This is a genomic window from Tanticharoenia sakaeratensis NBRC 103193, assembly GCF_000963885.1.
Classification (GTDB): domain Bacteria; phylum Pseudomonadota; class Alphaproteobacteria; order Acetobacterales; family Acetobacteraceae; genus Tanticharoenia; species Tanticharoenia sakaeratensis.
In genome coordinates this window covers 103,589-118,728 of record NZ_BALE01000010.1, presented here as the reverse complement: position 1 = coordinate 118,728, position 15,140 = coordinate 103,589, and the positions used below count along the sequence as shown (strand labels likewise).

At 66.7% G+C, this 15,140-nt stretch carries 15 protein-coding genes and 1 pseudogene; 5 read left to right on the top strand and 11 right to left on the bottom strand.

Annotated features, from left to right (window positions below; genetic code table 11):
* The 4 genes and pseudogenes from B8446_RS04405 to B8446_RS04390 form a co-directional block, all read right to left on the bottom strand.
* On the bottom strand, positions 1-435 hold the full coding sequence (locus B8446_RS04405) for a DMT family transporter (protein ID WP_048847621.1): 435 nt from the start codon (positions 433-435) through the stop codon (positions 1-3).
* Positions 432-1,436 (bottom strand): annotated as a pseudogene (locus B8446_RS16750) (Gfo/Idh/MocA family oxidoreductase). The gene B8446_RS04405 and the pseudogene B8446_RS16750 overlap by 4 nt, the downstream one beginning before the upstream one ends.
* A gap of 265 nt (positions 1,437-1,701) precedes the next feature.
* On the bottom strand, positions 1,702-2,535 hold the full coding sequence (gene cysE, locus B8446_RS04395; RefSeq protein WP_048847619.1) for a serine O-acetyltransferase: 834 nt from the start codon (positions 2,533-2,535) through the stop codon (positions 1,702-1,704).
* A 15-nt stretch (positions 2,536-2,550) separates the two neighbouring features.
* Positions 2,551-3,744 (bottom strand): UbiH/UbiF/VisC/COQ6 family ubiquinone biosynthesis hydroxylase, encoded by a 1,194-nt coding sequence (locus tag B8446_RS04390; RefSeq protein WP_048847616.1) that lies wholly within the window; start codon positions 3,742-3,744, stop codon positions 2,551-2,553.
* 165 nt (positions 3,745-3,909) lie between these two features.
* Here B8446_RS04390 and B8446_RS04385 point away from each other — a divergent pair, with 165 nt between their 5' ends.
* The 3 genes from B8446_RS04385 to B8446_RS04375 all read left to right on the top strand — a co-directional run bounded on the left by B8446_RS04385 (position 3,910) and on the right by B8446_RS04375 (position 6,257).
* The gene (locus B8446_RS04385) at positions 3,910-4,248 is read left to right on the top strand and encodes a P-II family nitrogen regulator (RefSeq protein ID WP_048847614.1); all 339 of its coding nucleotides are present in this window, start codon (positions 3,910-3,912) and stop codon (positions 4,246-4,248) included.
* A gap of 53 nt (positions 4,249-4,301) precedes the next feature.
* Positions 4,302-5,618, top strand: a complete 1,317-nt coding sequence (locus B8446_RS04380) for an ammonium transporter (RefSeq protein WP_276325074.1) — start codon at positions 4,302-4,304, stop codon at positions 5,616-5,618.
* Positions 5,619-5,717: 99 nt separating this feature from the next.
* Positions 5,718-6,257: a hypothetical protein gene (locus tag B8446_RS04375; RefSeq protein WP_048847612.1), complete on the top strand. Its 540-nt coding sequence runs from the start codon at positions 5,718-5,720 to the stop codon at positions 6,255-6,257.
* Here the strand turns inward: B8446_RS04375 and B8446_RS04370 are convergent.
* Together B8446_RS04370 and B8446_RS04365 are read right to left on the bottom strand one after the other, a co-directional pair.
* Positions 6,247-7,197: a retroviral-like aspartic protease family protein gene (locus tag B8446_RS04370; RefSeq protein ID WP_148505837.1), complete on the bottom strand. Its 951-nt coding sequence runs from the start codon at positions 7,195-7,197 to the stop codon at positions 6,247-6,249. The two genes, B8446_RS04375 and B8446_RS04370, sit on opposite strands and share 11 nt — an antisense overlap.
* Entirely contained in the window at positions 7,194-8,189 is a 996-nt protein-coding gene (locus tag B8446_RS04365) for a tyrosine recombinase XerC (protein ID WP_048847610.1), read from the bottom strand. Before B8446_RS04365 ends, B8446_RS04370 begins: the two co-directional genes overlap by 4 nt.
* A 114-nt stretch (positions 8,190-8,303) precedes the next feature.
* Between B8446_RS04365 and B8446_RS04360 the strand changes: the two genes are divergently transcribed.
* Complete coding sequence (locus B8446_RS04360; protein ID WP_084712070.1) at positions 8,304-10,580, top strand: primosomal protein N'; 2,277 nt, start codon at positions 8,304-8,306, stop codon at positions 10,578-10,580.
* A 488-nt stretch (positions 10,581-11,068) separates the two neighbouring features.
* Here B8446_RS04360 and B8446_RS04355 read toward each other — a convergent pair whose 3' ends face one another.
* The 4 genes from B8446_RS04355 to B8446_RS04340 form a co-directional block, all read right to left on the bottom strand.
* Positions 11,069-11,296, bottom strand: coding sequence for a hypothetical protein (locus B8446_RS04355; RefSeq protein WP_048847609.1), 228 nt, complete (start codon positions 11,294-11,296; stop codon positions 11,069-11,071).
* Positions 11,297-11,352: 56 nt separating this feature from the next.
* A complete protein-coding gene (locus B8446_RS04350; protein WP_048847607.1) occupies positions 11,353-11,823 on the bottom strand; it encodes a hypothetical protein in 471 nt (156 codons plus the stop codon).
* Between the two features lie 291 nt (positions 11,824-12,114).
* Positions 12,115-12,240 (bottom strand): type B 50S ribosomal protein L36, encoded by a 126-nt coding sequence (gene ykgO / locus B8446_RS04345; RefSeq protein ID WP_048847602.1) that lies wholly within the window; start codon positions 12,238-12,240, stop codon positions 12,115-12,117.
* Positions 12,241-12,385: 145 nt separating this feature from the next.
* Complete coding sequence (locus tag B8446_RS04340) at positions 12,386-13,837, bottom strand: gamma-glutamyltransferase (protein WP_048847598.1); 1,452 nt, start codon at positions 13,835-13,837, stop codon at positions 12,386-12,388.
* A 249-nt stretch (positions 13,838-14,086) separates the two neighbouring features.
* On the opposite strand from B8446_RS04340, the gene B8446_RS04335 reads away from it, so the two are divergent.
* Entirely contained in the window at positions 14,087-14,863 is a 777-nt protein-coding gene (locus tag B8446_RS04335) for a DsbA family protein (RefSeq protein WP_048847596.1), read from the top strand.
* A 56-nt stretch (positions 14,864-14,919) separates the two neighbouring features.
* Here the strand turns inward: B8446_RS04335 and B8446_RS04330 are convergent, their stop codons facing one another.
* Positions 14,920-15,072, bottom strand: a complete 153-nt coding sequence (locus B8446_RS04330; protein ID WP_084712068.1) for a DUF3309 family protein — start codon at positions 15,070-15,072, stop codon at positions 14,920-14,922.
* Positions 15,073-15,140: the final 68 nt, after the last annotated feature.

Below are 15,140 nucleotides of genomic sequence, written 5' to 3'. Positions count from 1 at the left end.
CTATCCTCGGGCCACCATGACGACGCCCGCGACTGCAAGGCCACCGCCCAGGACACGCCACAGCGTGATGGACCGCTGTGGCAGGCCCATGACTGCGAACTGATCCAGCAGGATCGAGACGATGACCGCGGCCGTCAGCGTCGTCACGACAAAGGTCGCGGACCCGATCTTGCGCGTGACCGTCGTCCCGACCAGCACGAAGATGATGTTGCAGAGGCCGGCGGTCCATGCCCACCACGGCACCTCGGCGAATTTCGCGGGCTTCCCGACACCGAGAACCGGCGCCACCAGGACCAGCGTCACGATCGCCACGGCATAGACCGCCGCCACCGTCAGGATCGGGCCGACCGTCTTGCTCAGCGCCGCGTTGGCCGCCGACTGGATCGGGTTGCTTATTCCAGCCAGCACGGCAAGTGCCAGCATCAGCATCTTCATATGCTGATGTCCGATACATCCACCGGATGCCCGAGCCCTGCTGCGCGGTAGATCGCTTCCATCAGCAGATGATCCCGAACGCCCTCCTCGCCCGGCGTCTGCGGTGCGCGATCATGCAGGATCGCATCGGCAAAATGATCGATTTCCTGAGCGAACGCGCTTGCGTGCGCCAGGCGCGTCTCTTCCACGCCACGCGCATCGCCAAGACGATGACGGGTGAACAGACGCTGCCCGGTATAGGCAAACGCATTTTCCAGTTCGAGTGCGCCGTCCTCGCTGTAGAGGCGGAGATCCTTGGTTTCGTAGGCGGCGTAGCTGGCGCTGCACTGGGCGATGGCGCCTGAGGGAAATCGCAGCGTGAAGGCGATCGTCTCGTCGAGCTCGCCAATCCGCTCGTCCCCGCGGACCATCTGTGCGGAGACCTCCAGCGGTTCCTCGCCGAGCAGTGTGCGCACGCCGTTGAGGCATTAGAGCCCGATATCCGGCAGCGCCCCGCCTCCGGCAAGTGCCGGCTTGTGTCGCCATTGATCGGCAGCACCCTGAACCTGCGTGTTGGTCGCGACAACTAGACGGGGACGGCCGAACCGGCCCGATTGCACGTGCTCGGCCAGTTCACGATTGTAAGGCTCGTACTGACAGCGATAGGCGATCATCAACTTCACGCCTGCCGCCGCACAGTCAGCCACCATCGCCCGGGCTTCGTCGCTGGTATTGGCCATCGGCTTTTCGCACAGGACATGCCGTCCCGTCGCCGCGACCGCACGGACGTGCTCGCGATGCAGGCCGTTCGGCGTCACGACATAGACCGCACGAACGGCATCATTGCGCGAAAGCCGGTCGCATTCGTCGTAGCCATACACGGCATCAGGCGGGATGCCGTACTGTGCGGCGACCACACGCGCCTTCTCCACATCTCCGGAAATGAGGGCGACCGGGCGCGCAAGGCGACATTGTGCAAAGGCAGGCAGGATCTGTCCGAGCGCCAGTCGCCCGAGACCCATGATCGCAAAGCCGACCCGCTCGTCCGGCGGCAACGGGGCCGGAGGCTCTGGCTCGGGCGGATCCGCATCCCCTCGCCAGTTCGGAAAGGTCACACGTCCGTTCCGGACCGTGCCCACGTCCAAGGGAGACGGCGGCAGGTTGGCGCCCGATACGGGCAGATCATCGCTCATGAGGCTCGCATTCCTCACCTTCGTCACCCGGCGCGGGCGTCGGACGGCCAACGGGCGGCGGGTGGAGGCGGTTGCGCGCCCCTGCCGAGCCGGATCAGATCACATAATCGACGGGCGGCAGCCTCTGATCCATCGTGAGCGCGGGCAATGCCGTATGCCGCGTTCCGACGCGCCGCGCGGGATTGCCGACCACGGTCGTGAAAGGCGCCACGTTTTCGAGCACGATCGAGCCCGCGCCGATCTTCGCGCCCTCGCCCACCTCGATCGCGCCCAGAACCTTGGCGCCGGCGCCGATCAGCACGCCGCGCCGCACCTTCGGATGACGATCGCCGATCTCCTTGCCGGTGCCGCCCAGCGTGACACCCTGCAGCATCGAAACGTCATCCTCGACGATCGAGGTCTCGCCGATCACGATCCCGGTTCCATGGTCGAAGATCAGACGACGGCCGAGCGTTGCGGCAGGATGGATGTCGACACCGAAGCGCTCCGACATCCGGCTCTGCAGATGGTAGGCGAGATGACGGCGCCCGTTGCGCCATAGCCAGTTGGCCACGCGCTGGCTCTGGATCGCGTGGAATCCCTTGAAAAACAGGAACGGCGTCACGTAGTCCGGGCACGCCGGATCGCGCTCGCACGTCGCAATCATGTCGCAGGCGGCCGCATCGGCGATGGCCGGTTCGTCGGCCAGGCATGAACTGACGAGAGACGCCAGCGCGGGGGCCGCAATCGCCCGATCCGCCAGCTTGTCACCGAGCAGTGCCGACAGGGCCTGTGCGAACGTCGCATGATCGTTGATGCCGGTCGCGAACACGCCCTGGATGAGCACGTCGCAGCACACATTGGCCTGCGTCCGCATCACGCGCCAGAGTGCTGCGAGATCCACGCCGTCCGGGTTCGCATCCGAGATCAGGCGCACCGTGTTGCCCATGGTCCGCGTTTCCTTCTACAGACCCATCGCCCGGCGCGCGAAGGCGCGACGCAGGCGGGGGAGCCGGTTGACCGCCGCCATGCCGAGATCGCGGCCCAGGCGCAGAACCGGGTTGTCGTTGCCGAACAGCCGCTCTAGCCCGTCGGTTGCCGCCAGCATGGCGAGATTGCCGGGCCGTGTCGCGCGCTGATAACGCATGAGGCAGTCGCGGCTTCCGGGATCCTGACCTCGCGCTTCACCCAGGGTGCGTGCGAGCGCGATCACGTCACGAAAGCCGAGATTGAGCCCCTGGCCTGCAATCGGATGAATACCATGGGCACTGTCGCCCACGAGCGCCATCCGATCGGCGATATAGGAATGCGCATATTGCGCCGACAGGGGATAGATCCAGCGACGCCCCGCCATTGTGATCGCGCCCGTGTCCTCGGCCCGCAGCCGTTCGGCGATTTCGGCGGCGAATGCAGCATCGGGAAGATCGTAATAACGACGCGCGCGGATCTCGCTTTCGGCCCAGACGATCGCGGAACGGTTCGGATGGGCATCCGTGCCGCGCATAGGCAGCCGGGCGAAGGGCCCCTGCGGCAGGAACTGCTCGAGTGCCGTTCCGTCATGGGGGCGCTCATGGCCGATCATCGCGACCAGTCCGCACTGGTGATAGGGAATGCGCGTGACGGCAATCCCGGCCTGCTCGCGCAGGGGACTGCGGCGGCCTTCCGCCGCGATGGCGAGCCTGACCTCGTGGGTCGCGCCCGAATTGAGCGCGACCGACACGCCGTCCCGCCCGAATGAAAAACGGGCCTGGTCAGGAGCCGCGACAGTGATGAGCGGCTGCGTGCGCAAGGCGGCGTTCAGGGCGGTTCGCAGGTCACGCGCCTCGATCATCCAGCCGAACGGCACATCGTCGGACGGGCGATCGTCGGATGCGAACTGCAGGCCAAGGGCGGATGGCCGCTCGCCGGGGCGGCCGTCGGCCACGCGGATTTCCGTGATCGGCTGCGGGATCGCGCCGAGATGCTGCCAGACGCCGGCTGCCTCAAGCATTCGGCGCGCCCCTTCGGCGATCGCATAGGCGCGCCCGTCGAGGCTCGGGTCCTCGGCTTCGGCCAGGCCCGCCCGATCGACCACGAGGACACGCCAGCCCGACGCGGCGAGGCGGCAGGCGAGTGCTGCGCCGACGGGGCCGGCGCCATTGATGCAGATCTCGGTCATGCGCACGCTTGTCTCACCAACGCGGGCCCGCGCCAAGGCGGCGCGCAAGCCGGTTCGCAAGCGGCATAAATTTGGCTATGGTCGGACCATCATGACAGGGGCCGTTCGCGGCCCATGGCGGCCGGGACTGCCGGTCCGTGCGCGCGCCTTAGGAGATCGGTTCCGATGAAACTCATTACCGCCATCATCAAGCCGTTCAAGCTCGATGACGTGCGCGAGGCACTCACCCCGCTTGGCGTACAGGGTCTGACCGTCACCGAGGTCAAGGGTTTCGGCCGCCAGAAGGGCCAGACCGAGATCTACCGCGGCGCCGAATATCACGTGAGCTTCCTGCCGAAGGTGAAGATCGAGATCGCCGTCGCAGACGCCGTGGCCGACGACGTGGTCGACGTGATCCTGCAGGCTGCGCACACGGGCAAGATCGGCGACGGCAAGGTCTTCATCAGCACGCTCGACAGCGTGATCCGCATCCGCACCCGCGAGACCGGAGACGGCGCGCTGTGATCCAGACCGCAACCGGCCGCGCTGCCTGTCGCGCGGTCCTTTCCCGCGCCGCCCTGTCGTGCGCGGCATTGTGCTTCCCGGTCGGCGCGTTTGCCGCAACGCCTGCGATCGACACGGGCGACACCGCCTGGATGCTGGCGAGCACGGCGCTCGTCCTGCTGATGACGATCCCGGGCCTCGCCCTTTTCTACGGCGGCATGGTGCGCAAGAAGAACGTGCTGGCGACGCTGATCCAGTCGTTCACCATCTGCTGCATCGTCACCGTCGTCTGGATGGTGGCCGGCTACAGCCTCGCATTCTCGACCGGCACGCCGATGATCGGCGACCTGTCGCGCTTCATGCTGTCCGGCATCGCGGCGAACGTGTCGAAGGGCGTGGATGCGGCCTTCACCCTCGGGGCGGGGTCGAGCAACGCGACGCCGATGACGATCCCCGAGAGCGTCTACATGATGTTCCAGATGACGTTCGCGATCATCACGCCCGCGCTGATCGCAGGCGCGTTCGCCGAGCGCATGAAGTTCTCGGCGCTGTGCGCTTTCACGATCCTCTGGTCGCTCGTCGTCTATTCGCCGATCGCGCACTGGGTCTGGAGTCCGCTCGGCTGGGTGGCCCAGTTCGGCGCGATCGATTTCGCGGGCGGCACGGTCGTACACATCAATTCGGGCGTGGCCGGACTGGTGACGGCCCTCGTGCTCGGCAAGCGTCGCGGTCTCGGCTCGGATGACATGTCTCCGTTCAACCTGACCTACGCCATCGTGGGCGCATCCCTGCTCTGGGTCGGCTGGTTCGGGTTCAACGCCGGATCGGCGGTCGGCGCGAACGGCCGCGCCGGCATGGCCATGCTGACGACGCAGATCGCGGCAGCCGGCGGCGGCATCGCGTGGATGGTGGTGGAGCGGTTCCGCACCGGCAAGCCGACGGCGCTGGGCATCATCTCCGGCGCGGTCGCGGGTCTGGTCGCCATCACGCCGGCGGCCGGCTTCGTTCTGCCGGGGCCGGCTCTTGTAATCGGCCTTGCCGCAGGTGCCGTGTGCTTCTGGAGCGCGACGTGGCTCAAGCACAAGCTCGGCTATGACGACAGTCTCGACGCATTCGGCGTGCACGGCACGGGCGGCATTCTCGGCGCGCTGCTGACGGGCGTGTTCGCCTTCGGCCCGCTGTCGGCGACCGATGCGAATCCCGCCGGTTATCAGGGTTCGCTCCATCAGGTGATTGCGCAGGCTGAAGCCGTGATGGTCACGATCGTCTGGTGCGGACTGCTGACCTACGTGCTGCTCAAGCTGATCGATCTCGCCATCGGGCTGCGTGTCACACCCGAAGAGGAACTCGAGGGTCTCGACATGGTTCTGCATGGGGAGCGCATTAATTAACATTGTGTGTCTTCGTGGGCGGCGCGTAATCCTGTGATGTTGCAGACGGCACCACGCGCCCGCACGCTTCATGCCACCCCGACAGGAAATCGACCGACGATGCCCACATCTTCCGTTCTCACGCGACTGAGCGCCGTGACGTTGTTCGCAGGCGCGCTGGCTCTCCTTCCGGCTCATGCCGCAGGCCTGACCGCCAAGGAGTGCCACGCGAAGTTCCAGGCGGCGAAAGCCGACAAGACGCTGAATGGCCAGAGCTACAAGGCTTTCAAGGCCAGCCAGTGCGCCGCCACGACACCGGCCGCGGCTTCGGCGCCGTCGAGCCCGCCGACGGCCGCCGGCGCATCCACGGCGTCCGACACGGCGGCATCGGCACCGGCAAAGCCCACGACGGCACCGGCCGCGACCGCCGAGCCGGGTCCGGGGCTGGGCACGAAGCCGGCCGCGGTCGCATCGGGCAATGCCGTCTTCCCGACCAGTGTTTCTGCGCAGTACAGCAAGCTGTCGGCCGGCAAGGCCCGCATGAAGACCTGCCTCGACCAGTATCACGCCAACAAGGAATCCGGCGGCAATGGCGGCCTGAAGTGGATCCAGAAGGGCGGCGGCTACTACAGCCAGTGCAACGCCAAGCTCAAGGGCTGACGCGCGCGCCCTGCCCGGCCGCGCGTTCCGTCATCTGTGCGACGAAGACGCGGTTTGTCGCATAGGACAGCCACACGGGCCGTTCCGCGAACCAGTCCGCGCCCAACAGCATGTCGGCATCGTCATGCAGCGGCGCCACGGTCAGGACCGGCCTGCGGACCGGCGCATCGTCGCCGATCCGCAGGCTTCCGAACCGGTGCCAGTGATAGAGCGCCTCTCGAAAATCGATCCCGCTCGTGGTCCCGCCCGGGTCGCGAGCAAGCTGCTCCGAATCCACGCCTGCGCGTGCCGCGAACTGGATCGACACGATGCGCGACCGCGCCCCGCTGTCGAGCAATGCGCGCCCCGTCTGCCCGTCGAGTGTGAACGCGACCGAAAGGCGCGCGCCGTCGCGTTCCGGCATCAGCGTCGTATAGCGGCCATGCCAGTCGGGTGGCGAACGACAGGCCGCGTTCGGCGTGCTGACCCGCCAGAACGCGAGTGTCTGGCGTTTCACGTCGAATACGATGTCGAACTGGCCAAGCACGTCGCCACCCAGCAATCCCGCAATAGCCGGCACGATGCGTGGACTTCCCGGCAAGGCACCGACCGGCAGTGACAGCGGACCGAGCTGCAGGTTCTCTGCCAAAGCCAGATTCGGCACCATGACATTGGGCACCATGCGTGTCATGCCGCCGGTGCCGGTCACGCGTGTCTGATGCGCCGCGTCCTGCGTCAGACCAAACGCGGATGCGGCTTCGGGCGTGATCAGGCTGCCTTCGGAACCGGTATCGACCAGCAGGCTCGCGGCATGATCGCCGATCCGCACGCGAATGCTGAGATAGCCACCGTCGTCACGCAGCGGCACGTCGGCGATCTGTTGAAGCACACATCGCGGCGGGGCCGCAGCCATGAGACCCAGCGCCGCCAGAATACCGACGACGCGCGGCAGTTTCTTCACGTGCCGTGCTCTCCGGTTCCCGCACCAGGGCTGGCATTGGCATCGCGTGCACCATGGGCACGCGGATGAGCGTCCGACCAGACCTTCAGAAGCCGCTTTTCATCAGCCAGCGTGTAGGTCTGCGTCGTAGAGAGGCTGACATGGCCCAGCAATTCCTGAATCGAGCGCAGGTCGGCGCCATTTTCCATCAGATGCGTGGCGAACGAATGCCGCAGTGCATGTGGCGTGACATGGCCGCCGAGACCCGACAGTGCCCGCCATTCCCGCATCGCCCGCTGGGCAATGGCTGGTTGCAGGCGGCCGCCGCGCACGCCCGGAAACAACGGCGCATCGGGCTGCGGATTCGGATGCCGCGTGCACCAGTCCCGCAACGCGTCGGAGACGGCGGGCAGCAGCGGCACCAGACGCTCACGGCCACCCTTGCCCCGGATTCGCAGGATGCCCGTGCCGTGTCGTGCCAGATCGCCGATGTCGAGCGCCAGTGCTTCGGCAATGCGCAGACCCGCGCCGTAGAGCAATGTGAACAGCGCGACATCGCGGGCCCGCGCCATCGGCGTATGACCGAGTTCCGCGATTTCCGACGGTGCAGCGCGCGCCGTGTCCGCGTCGAGCGGACGCGGCAGCCGCCGTTTGGTGCGCGGCATCTGCAGCAGGCTGGCAGCCGTATTTTCGATACCATGCCGCTGGTTGAGATAACGATAGAACGCCCGGAGCGCGGACAGCCGACGCGCGCGGGTACGGGTTCGGGCATCCGGCGTGGAATTGGATCGCGCCTTGCCGGGCGCCGTGCTCTCGTGCGCGAGCCAGGCGCGCAGATCCGCGACCGACAGGCGTCCCATTGCCGCCAGATCCGGCGGACCGCCGAGATGCTCCGTCAGGAACGCCAGAGCGCGGGACAGATCGTGCTGATATGCCGCGACCGTGGCTGCGCTGGCGCGACGCTCCTGCGAGAGGAACGTGATCCAGCCCGCGACGGTATCCTCGGCCATCATGAAGCGCGCGCCTCCGCCGCCGAACCATCCGCTGGAGATTTGCCCCTCGGTCGCCGCACATGTTTCCGGCAGACCTTCAGGAGACGGATGCGTGCGATCGGGTAAGATGCGTCCATGATTTCGAGCCTAGATCAACCGCCGCGCGCGCAAAAGCCGAAGCGCACCGCAACACCGGCGCAACCGTCACTGTCGGTCGATGACATCGCACGGGTCAAGGTTCTGCTCCCGCTGCCTTTTCCGGGTCCGCTCGATTATCGCGTGCCGGACGACATGGTGCTGTCCCCGGGCGAGATCGTCGTCGTGCCACTGGGGCGGCGCGAGGAACTCGGCTGCGTCTGGGACGACGAGAGCGCGGCACCGCCCGACTTTGCCCCGCCACCCGCGCGCGTCGTGGAGGCGAGCAAGTTGCGTGCCGTGTGCACCCGGAGCGATGCGCCTCCGTTTCCGCCCGGCTGGCGCCGCTTCATCGACTGGGTTGCGGCCTACACGCTTGCCCCGCCGGGCCTGCTGCTGGCGACCGCATTGCGCATGCAGGTGTCGCCTGCGCCCAGGCCGGCGCTGGGGTGGGTCCGGTGCGAAATGCCGCCCGACCTGCGCCTGACGGACAGTCGGCGTGCCGTCCTGGCGCAGGCGTCGGCGGTGCCGCTCACCACTACAGATCTCGCCCGCATGGCGGGCGTGAGTTCAGGCGTCGTGCGCGGACTGGCCGATGCGGGCGGCCTTCGATCGGTGCCGATGGCACCTGTGGGAAGCAGCCCGAGTCCCGATCCGGAATTCGCCCCGCCGGACCTGTCCACGGAGCAGACCGAGGCCGCGCAGGTACTGGTTGATGCCGTCAAAGCCGATCGCTTTCAGGGCATCCTTCTGGAAGGCGTCACCGGCTCGGGCAAGACGGAGGTCTATCTGGAGGCGGTTGCCGAGGCGCTGCGGGCCGGCCGTCAGGCGCTCGTGCTGCTGCCGGAAATCGCGCTGTCCGCCCAGTGGGTCGATCGCTTCGCGCGCCGTTTCGGCACGGCACCGGCCCTGTGGCATTCCGACCTGTCGCCGGGACTGCGGCGCGCGACGTGGCACGGTGTGTTGTCGGGCGAGGCGCGCGTTGTAGTCGGCGCGCGATCGGCCCTGTTTCTGCCGTTCAGGGATCTGGGCGTCGTCGTGATCGACGAGGAGCACGAGACGGCGTTCAAGCAGGAGGACGGATTTTTCTACCATGGCCGGGACATGGGCGTGGTGCGCGCTTCCCTCTCCGGCGTGCCCGCGATTCTCGTGTCGGCGACGCCCAGCCTCGAGACGCTCGCCAATGTCGAATCCGGCCGGTACCGGCATCTGATCCTGACATCGCGCCATGGCGGCGCGACCCTGCCCAGCGTCACCCTGATCGACATGCGCATCGACCCGCCCGAACGCGGGACGTTTCTCTCCCCCGTCCTCGTCACGGCAATGGAGGAAACGATGGCGCGGGGCGAACAGGCCATGCTGTTCCTCAATCGTCGCGGCTATGCGCCGCTGACACTGTGCCGGTCCTGCGGCCATCGGATGCAGTGCCCGAACTGCACGGCCTGGCTGGTCGAGCACCGCGCCCGGGGCATCCTGACCTGCCATCACTGCGGCCATGTCGAGCCGATCCCGGAAACCTGCCCGAGTTGCGGAGCCGCCGGCAGCCTTACGCCGATCGGGCCGGGGATCGAGCGAGTCCTCGAGGAAGCGCGCGCCCGCTTCCCGGACGCGCGTATTCTGGTCATGGCATCCGACACGCTGGGATCCCCGGATGCCACGGCGCATGCGGTGCATCAGATTTCCAATCGGGAAGTCGATCTCGTGATCGGCACGCAGATCGTCGCCAAGGGCTGGCATTTTCCGCATCTGACGCTCGTGGGTGTCGTCGATGCCGATCTGGGCTTGGGCGGCGGCGATCTGCGCGCGGCGGAGCGCACCGTGCAGCTGCTTCATCAGGTCGCGGGACGTGCGGGCCGCGCGTCCGCGCCGGGGCATGTGCTTCTGCAGAGCTATGCCTGCGATCACCCGGTCATGCTGGCGCTGGCCAGCCAGGATTTCCGCGCGTTCATGGATCAGGAGGCTGCCCAGCGCCGCCCCGGGCACTGGCCGCCCTATGGTCGCCTCGCTGCCCTCATCGTCAGTGCGACGAGCGCGGACGTCGCGGACACGCTGGCTAATGCGCTGGGCGATGCGGCGCCCGATCAGCCGGGCATTGCTGTGCTCGGCCCGGCGCCGGCGCCGCTTGCCATGCTGCGCGGACGCCACCGGCGACGTCTGCTGCTGCGCGCCCCGCGTAACGTCGCACTGCAGCCGATCCTGCGGGCCTGGCGCGCACGGGTCACGATCCCCGCTCAGGCCCGCGTGGACATCGACATCGACCCGGTATCGTTCCTGTGAGGGCGGGCCGGCGGCCGTTATTATGGCTCTCGATGTGATCCGCGACGCCGCATGAGATGAAGCGCACAGATATATTCGAAGGCCAGCATCATGATCCGCGCCGCACCTCTCGTTGCAGCTGGCTGCATGCTGTTCGCTCGCCCTGACCTGGATCTGGTGACGATGGCGCTTGCGTCTCGCAGCTCCTGCAGACCGTGTGAATATGCTTGGGAGACGCCGTAAACGCGGAGATCATGAAGAAACTGCCAGACAATTCTGCCCGACTTTGACATGGACCTGCGCTGCCCCGTGCGCCTGCCAACAATGTGTCCATGAACGAAGCGCGTCAGCTTACTGTATCCGGCCGTTTCGTTCCGGAGGAGAACAGAGCTGGATGCGTCGTATCGAACAGGGAAGCATAGAAGCCATGACCGATCCCGCCCCCTGAGACGACCTGACAGTCGATTGGGCACCGGGCGGCGCATTACGCCTCAGTGCCCTGAGCCCGATCAGGACGACTTGCGGATCAGCGTCCAGAGAGCCTGGGCGGCGGCGATCATGGCGAGGGCTGCCTGCGCATGGGGGCGGAACCGGCGCGGCCCGATGCTGGCCAACGCGGTGAGGCCGACATTGATCGTGGTCAGGCCACCGATGTGACGACCAGCGGCCGGCTTGGCGTTGCCTGGCGTAACTGTCGGCTGCGGTGCCGGCGGGGCGGACTTTTTACGAAAGAACATCGGCTACTCCTGTGTGACGGGAACTGAAACAGGCGACAATGGTCTCGGGTTCCGTTTCAGAGCGGCTGGCCGTCGCGGGCGACCTTCAGCTTGTCCAGTCGCCTGTGCCCGTCCTTGACCAACGGATTGAGGGTCAGGACATGTTCGTAGGCATCGTAGGCCGCCGAGAAGTCATGCCGGTCGGACTCCGTATCCGAAAGCATCGTCCAGGCATTGATGTCGCCCGGATCATGTTGCAGCGCCACACCCAGATCGGCGATGGCGCCTGCGAAATCACCCGCATCCGCACGCACCTGGGCCCGCGAGCGCCACAGGATTTCGGCATCGGGCTGCAGGACGATCGCATCGTCCATGCTGGCTTCGGCCGTCTTCATGTCATGTTGTTCGAGCGCATGCTGCGCGTCGCGCATCAAAAGCTGGGCCGTTGGCGAAACCCCACGCTGCCGCAGGGCCTCCGCCTGCCGCGCCAGCGTCTGCGCCTGCTGCGAGTCTGTCGCGTTGGCGAGTTTCTGTTCGGCATCCTGCAAGGGCGGAATCGCAGGTTTTGCGGGTGCCTTGCCCTGCCCTGACGTCTTGGCCTGTGCCGGCGGCTGGGGCTGTGGCTTGCTTGGGACCGGCGCCGGAGCGGCCGAAGAGGAGTGCGCGGACGGCTGTGCGTGGACCGCAGAGCTCACGGCGCAAAGACAGGCCAGGATCGGGACGAGGCAAACGGCTCTGGACATCATCATCGGGACGATAGGGCCGAATGCATCATGAAAAAAGGCCGCGGCAGGATGGTCCTGCCGCGGCCTTTTTCATCGCATCGAATGCGCCGGGCTTCAGCCCTGGCGCGCCTTCATGCGGGGGTTCTTCTTGTTGATGACATAGATGCGGCCATGACGGCGCACGACGCGGCAATCCTTGTCGCGGACCTTGGCCGACTTCAGGCTGTTGCGGATCTTCATAACGGTTCGGGCCCCTATCGTCGGCGATTTCGTAACGAAAACAAAAGACGCGAACCGGGAACGGCCCGCAAGAGCCCGCGCATTTACCGGCAGCAGGCAGGAGAGTCAATCGAAAGACGGCCGCAGGGCGGCCGATTCTCGCAGTTCAGTGAGCGTCACCCGTCGCAAGGCCATCACCACGCGGATCGGTATCGCCACGGCACTGTTCGTTGCCGGTGCAGATCGCGCTGTTCACGCGGCCGAGTCCCGTGTGCTCCGGAGTGTCGCCGGATGCTTCGGACACGGCGGCATGGCCCAGGGCCGTTGCGGCGGATCCTTGCCCGGACGCCGCCAGCACGGCGCTCAGCGCCCTGCCGCGACGCAGGATGGCGGCAGGCAGCACGGGGGCCGGCGCATGAGCCGGCGAGGCGCCCATCACGATCCCGGTCGAACCGGCCATACGACCGGTGCCGAACAGATTTCCATCGCTCAGCGCGCAGGCGACGGCTTCTCCGGACCGATCGACCACGACATACGATGTAGTGGCCGGCAGCGCCGGGAGCGCGCCTGAACCACCTGCCCCCGAATCGAGAGCGGCCTGCGCCGCGCTTGTCAGTGCCGCGGCATCGGTATTCACGGCGGCGGCCCCGGACTGGCTCTCGGGGTGCGCGGCACGCCATGCGGCGATGACGCCGTCGGCGCTCCGGGCTCCATGACTTGCGAACACGCTGGCCGCACCCAGACCGCCATCGGCGGGCGGTGCAACGAATTCCGCGGTGACGGAGCCTTCGGTGACATGAAGGGTACTGGTCTGGGACGGCAGTGCACGTCGCAGGTCACTGGCATCAAGGCCGCCGCCGGAGGCCGTGGCCGCCTGGGCATACAGATGGGCCAGCGGACCATCGTAGAGATCACCAACGCCCTGCGCGCGCAGACGGCTCAGGAACGCGGCAAGCCGGGGCTGCACCAGCGTGTCGCCGGACTGGACCACGGAACCGTCGGCACGCGTGAACGTGCTGCGGATGTTGTCATCGGCGAGAAGCGCGGACTGCACGGCCGCGAGATCGCCCGCGAAGACGCGACTGACGGTGATGCCGTTGCGCGCCAAGGATTCGGCCGGGGCCACGGTATCGCTGAAGTCGACGCTGCCGTAGCGCAACTGCATGAGATACAGACCGCGCGCGAGCATCGGTACCGCAGCCGGACGATCGCCGGCATTGGGCGCGGACCCTGCAACCGGGAGGAACAGGAACGATTGTGCAGGCTCGCCGGGCTTGGCCGCGATACAGGCACCGCCACCGCCGAGCGATGCGCGGGACGGCAGGGTGACGCTGAGCGCCAGACCGACGGCGGCGGCCGCATCGGCCGCATTGCCGCCACGCACCAGAACCTCGCGTCCCGTCAGGGCCGCCTGGGGCTCGTCGGTGACGACAGTGCCGACATAGCCGCTCAGCGCCAGGGTCGAATGGCCGAACAGGTCGTGGCCGATGGTCTGAATGCCGGTCGGGACCGAGGCGCATCCGCTCAAGGAGGCTACGATCGCAAGGCCTGCGGCGGCGGCGCCCTGCCGTCTGCCACGGCGTGAGGCGGAATGATGCCGTCTTTGGGTCTGCGCCACGTCCAGTTGTACTCCGTCGCTTTCAGATGCCGTCGCGTTGTTTCTGTTCAGACGATGTCGTCCGGGTCGACCAGTGAGCCAGCCGCTGGCCACAGGGCGTGGCCCATCGCACTTAGCGTCGTTACGGTCCTGCGGCAACACGGCAAAGCGCTACCGAAGATTTCCCAGCCTCCCGGCCTTTGGGCTAGAAGGCCCTGGTCGGATGCCTCGGGCGTCATCGATCCGAAAAGATCGCAGGAGACCTGTTTCGTGTCACGTTTCACCCTTACCCGCTGGATTCCGGGCGCCTGCGCGCTGGGTCTCGGCGTCGCCCTGGCGGCTAGCCTCACGCTCGACCGGCCGGCCCATGCCGACGGATCGGAGTTCACGGCCGCCCAGCGCGCCCAGATCGTGTCGATCGTGCGGGACGCGCTGAAAAGCGATCCATCGATCCTTGCGGACGCCATTACGTCCCTGCGCGCCCAGCAGGAGGGCAATGCCCAGACCAAGGCGCTGGCTTATGTCCGCGCCAACCAGCTCGCGGTCCAGAGTGCCGATGCACAATATATCAGGGGCAATCCCGCAGGACGGGTGACGGTCGTCGAGTATCTGGACCCGCGGTGTCCGTATTGCCGTCGGATGGAGCCGATCGTGAACGATCTGCTGGCCCGCGATCACGATGTGCGCTTTGTCCAGAAACTCATCCCGATCCTCGGACAGGACAGCGTGCTGGAAACACAGGCCATCATGGCCGCCGCCAGGCAGGGAGGCGCAGAGCACCTGCGCGCGGCCCTAATGACGGATACGCAGCATCCCACGATCGAGCGGGTGCACGAACTGGCACGTGCGCAAGGGCTGGATACCGCGCGGCTCGACGCGGATATGAAGTCGCCTGACGTTGTGAAGACGATCGAGACCAACATGGCACAGGCGCAGGGGATCGGCCTCGACGGTACACCGACCTTCGTCTTCGGCACGGCTGGAATCGCGCCGGGCGCGCTGTCACGCGACGATATGGAAGCGGAAATCGCCCACGCTCGAACCTGAGCCGCCAGACATGAAAAAGCCGCCCGGCACGAGACCGGGCGGTGCATCGGACAGAATTATATCTGCCCCATCAGAACCAGGATCACGATGATCACGACGATGAGGCCCAGGCCGCCCGAAGGGAAATAACCCCAGTTGGTGCTGTAGGGCCAGGTCGGCAACGCGCCGATCAGGAGCAGAATCAGAACAATAAGAAGAATGGTTCCCATGGGGATGCTCACCTGAAAGCAGTTACGATCCCCTAACGTCGGCAATCTTTCAAAGTTCTGCTGTCACT

Bases quoted from the DNA above. Each gene is read 5' to 3' on its own strand.
- B8446_RS04405 (WP_048847621.1), bottom strand. From the start codon at position 435: ATGAAGATGCTGATGCTGGCACTTGCCGTGCTGGCTGGAATAAGCAAC.
- cysE (WP_048847619.1), bottom strand. From the start codon at position 2,535: ATGGGCAACACGGTGCGCCTGATCTCGGATGCGAACCCGGACGGCGTG.
- B8446_RS04390 (WP_048847616.1), bottom strand. From the start codon at position 3,744: ATGACCGAGATCTGCATCAATGGCGCCGGCCCCGTCGGCGCAGCACTC.
- B8446_RS04385 (WP_048847614.1), top strand. From the start codon at position 3,910: ATGAAACTCATTACCGCCATCATCAAGCCGTTCAAGCTCGATGACGTG.
- B8446_RS04375 (WP_048847612.1), top strand. From the start codon at position 5,718: ATGCCCACATCTTCCGTTCTCACGCGACTGAGCGCCGTGACGTTGTTC.
- B8446_RS04365 (WP_048847610.1), bottom strand. From the start codon at position 8,189: ATGATGGCCGAGGATACCGTCGCGGGCTGGATCACGTTCCTCTCGCAG.
- B8446_RS04360 (WP_084712070.1), top strand. From the start codon at position 8,304: ATGATTTCGAGCCTAGATCAACCGCCGCGCGCGCAAAAGCCGAAGCGC.
- B8446_RS04355 (WP_048847609.1), bottom strand. From the start codon at position 11,296: ATGTTCTTTCGTAAAAAGTCCGCCCCGCCGGCACCGCAGCCGACAGTT.
- ykgO (WP_048847602.1), bottom strand. From the start codon at position 12,240: ATGAAGATCCGCAACAGCCTGAAGTCGGCCAAGGTCCGCGACAAGGAT.
- B8446_RS04330 (WP_084712068.1), bottom strand. From the start codon at position 15,072: ATGGGAACCATTCTTCTTATTGTTCTGATTCTGCTCCTGATCGGCGCG.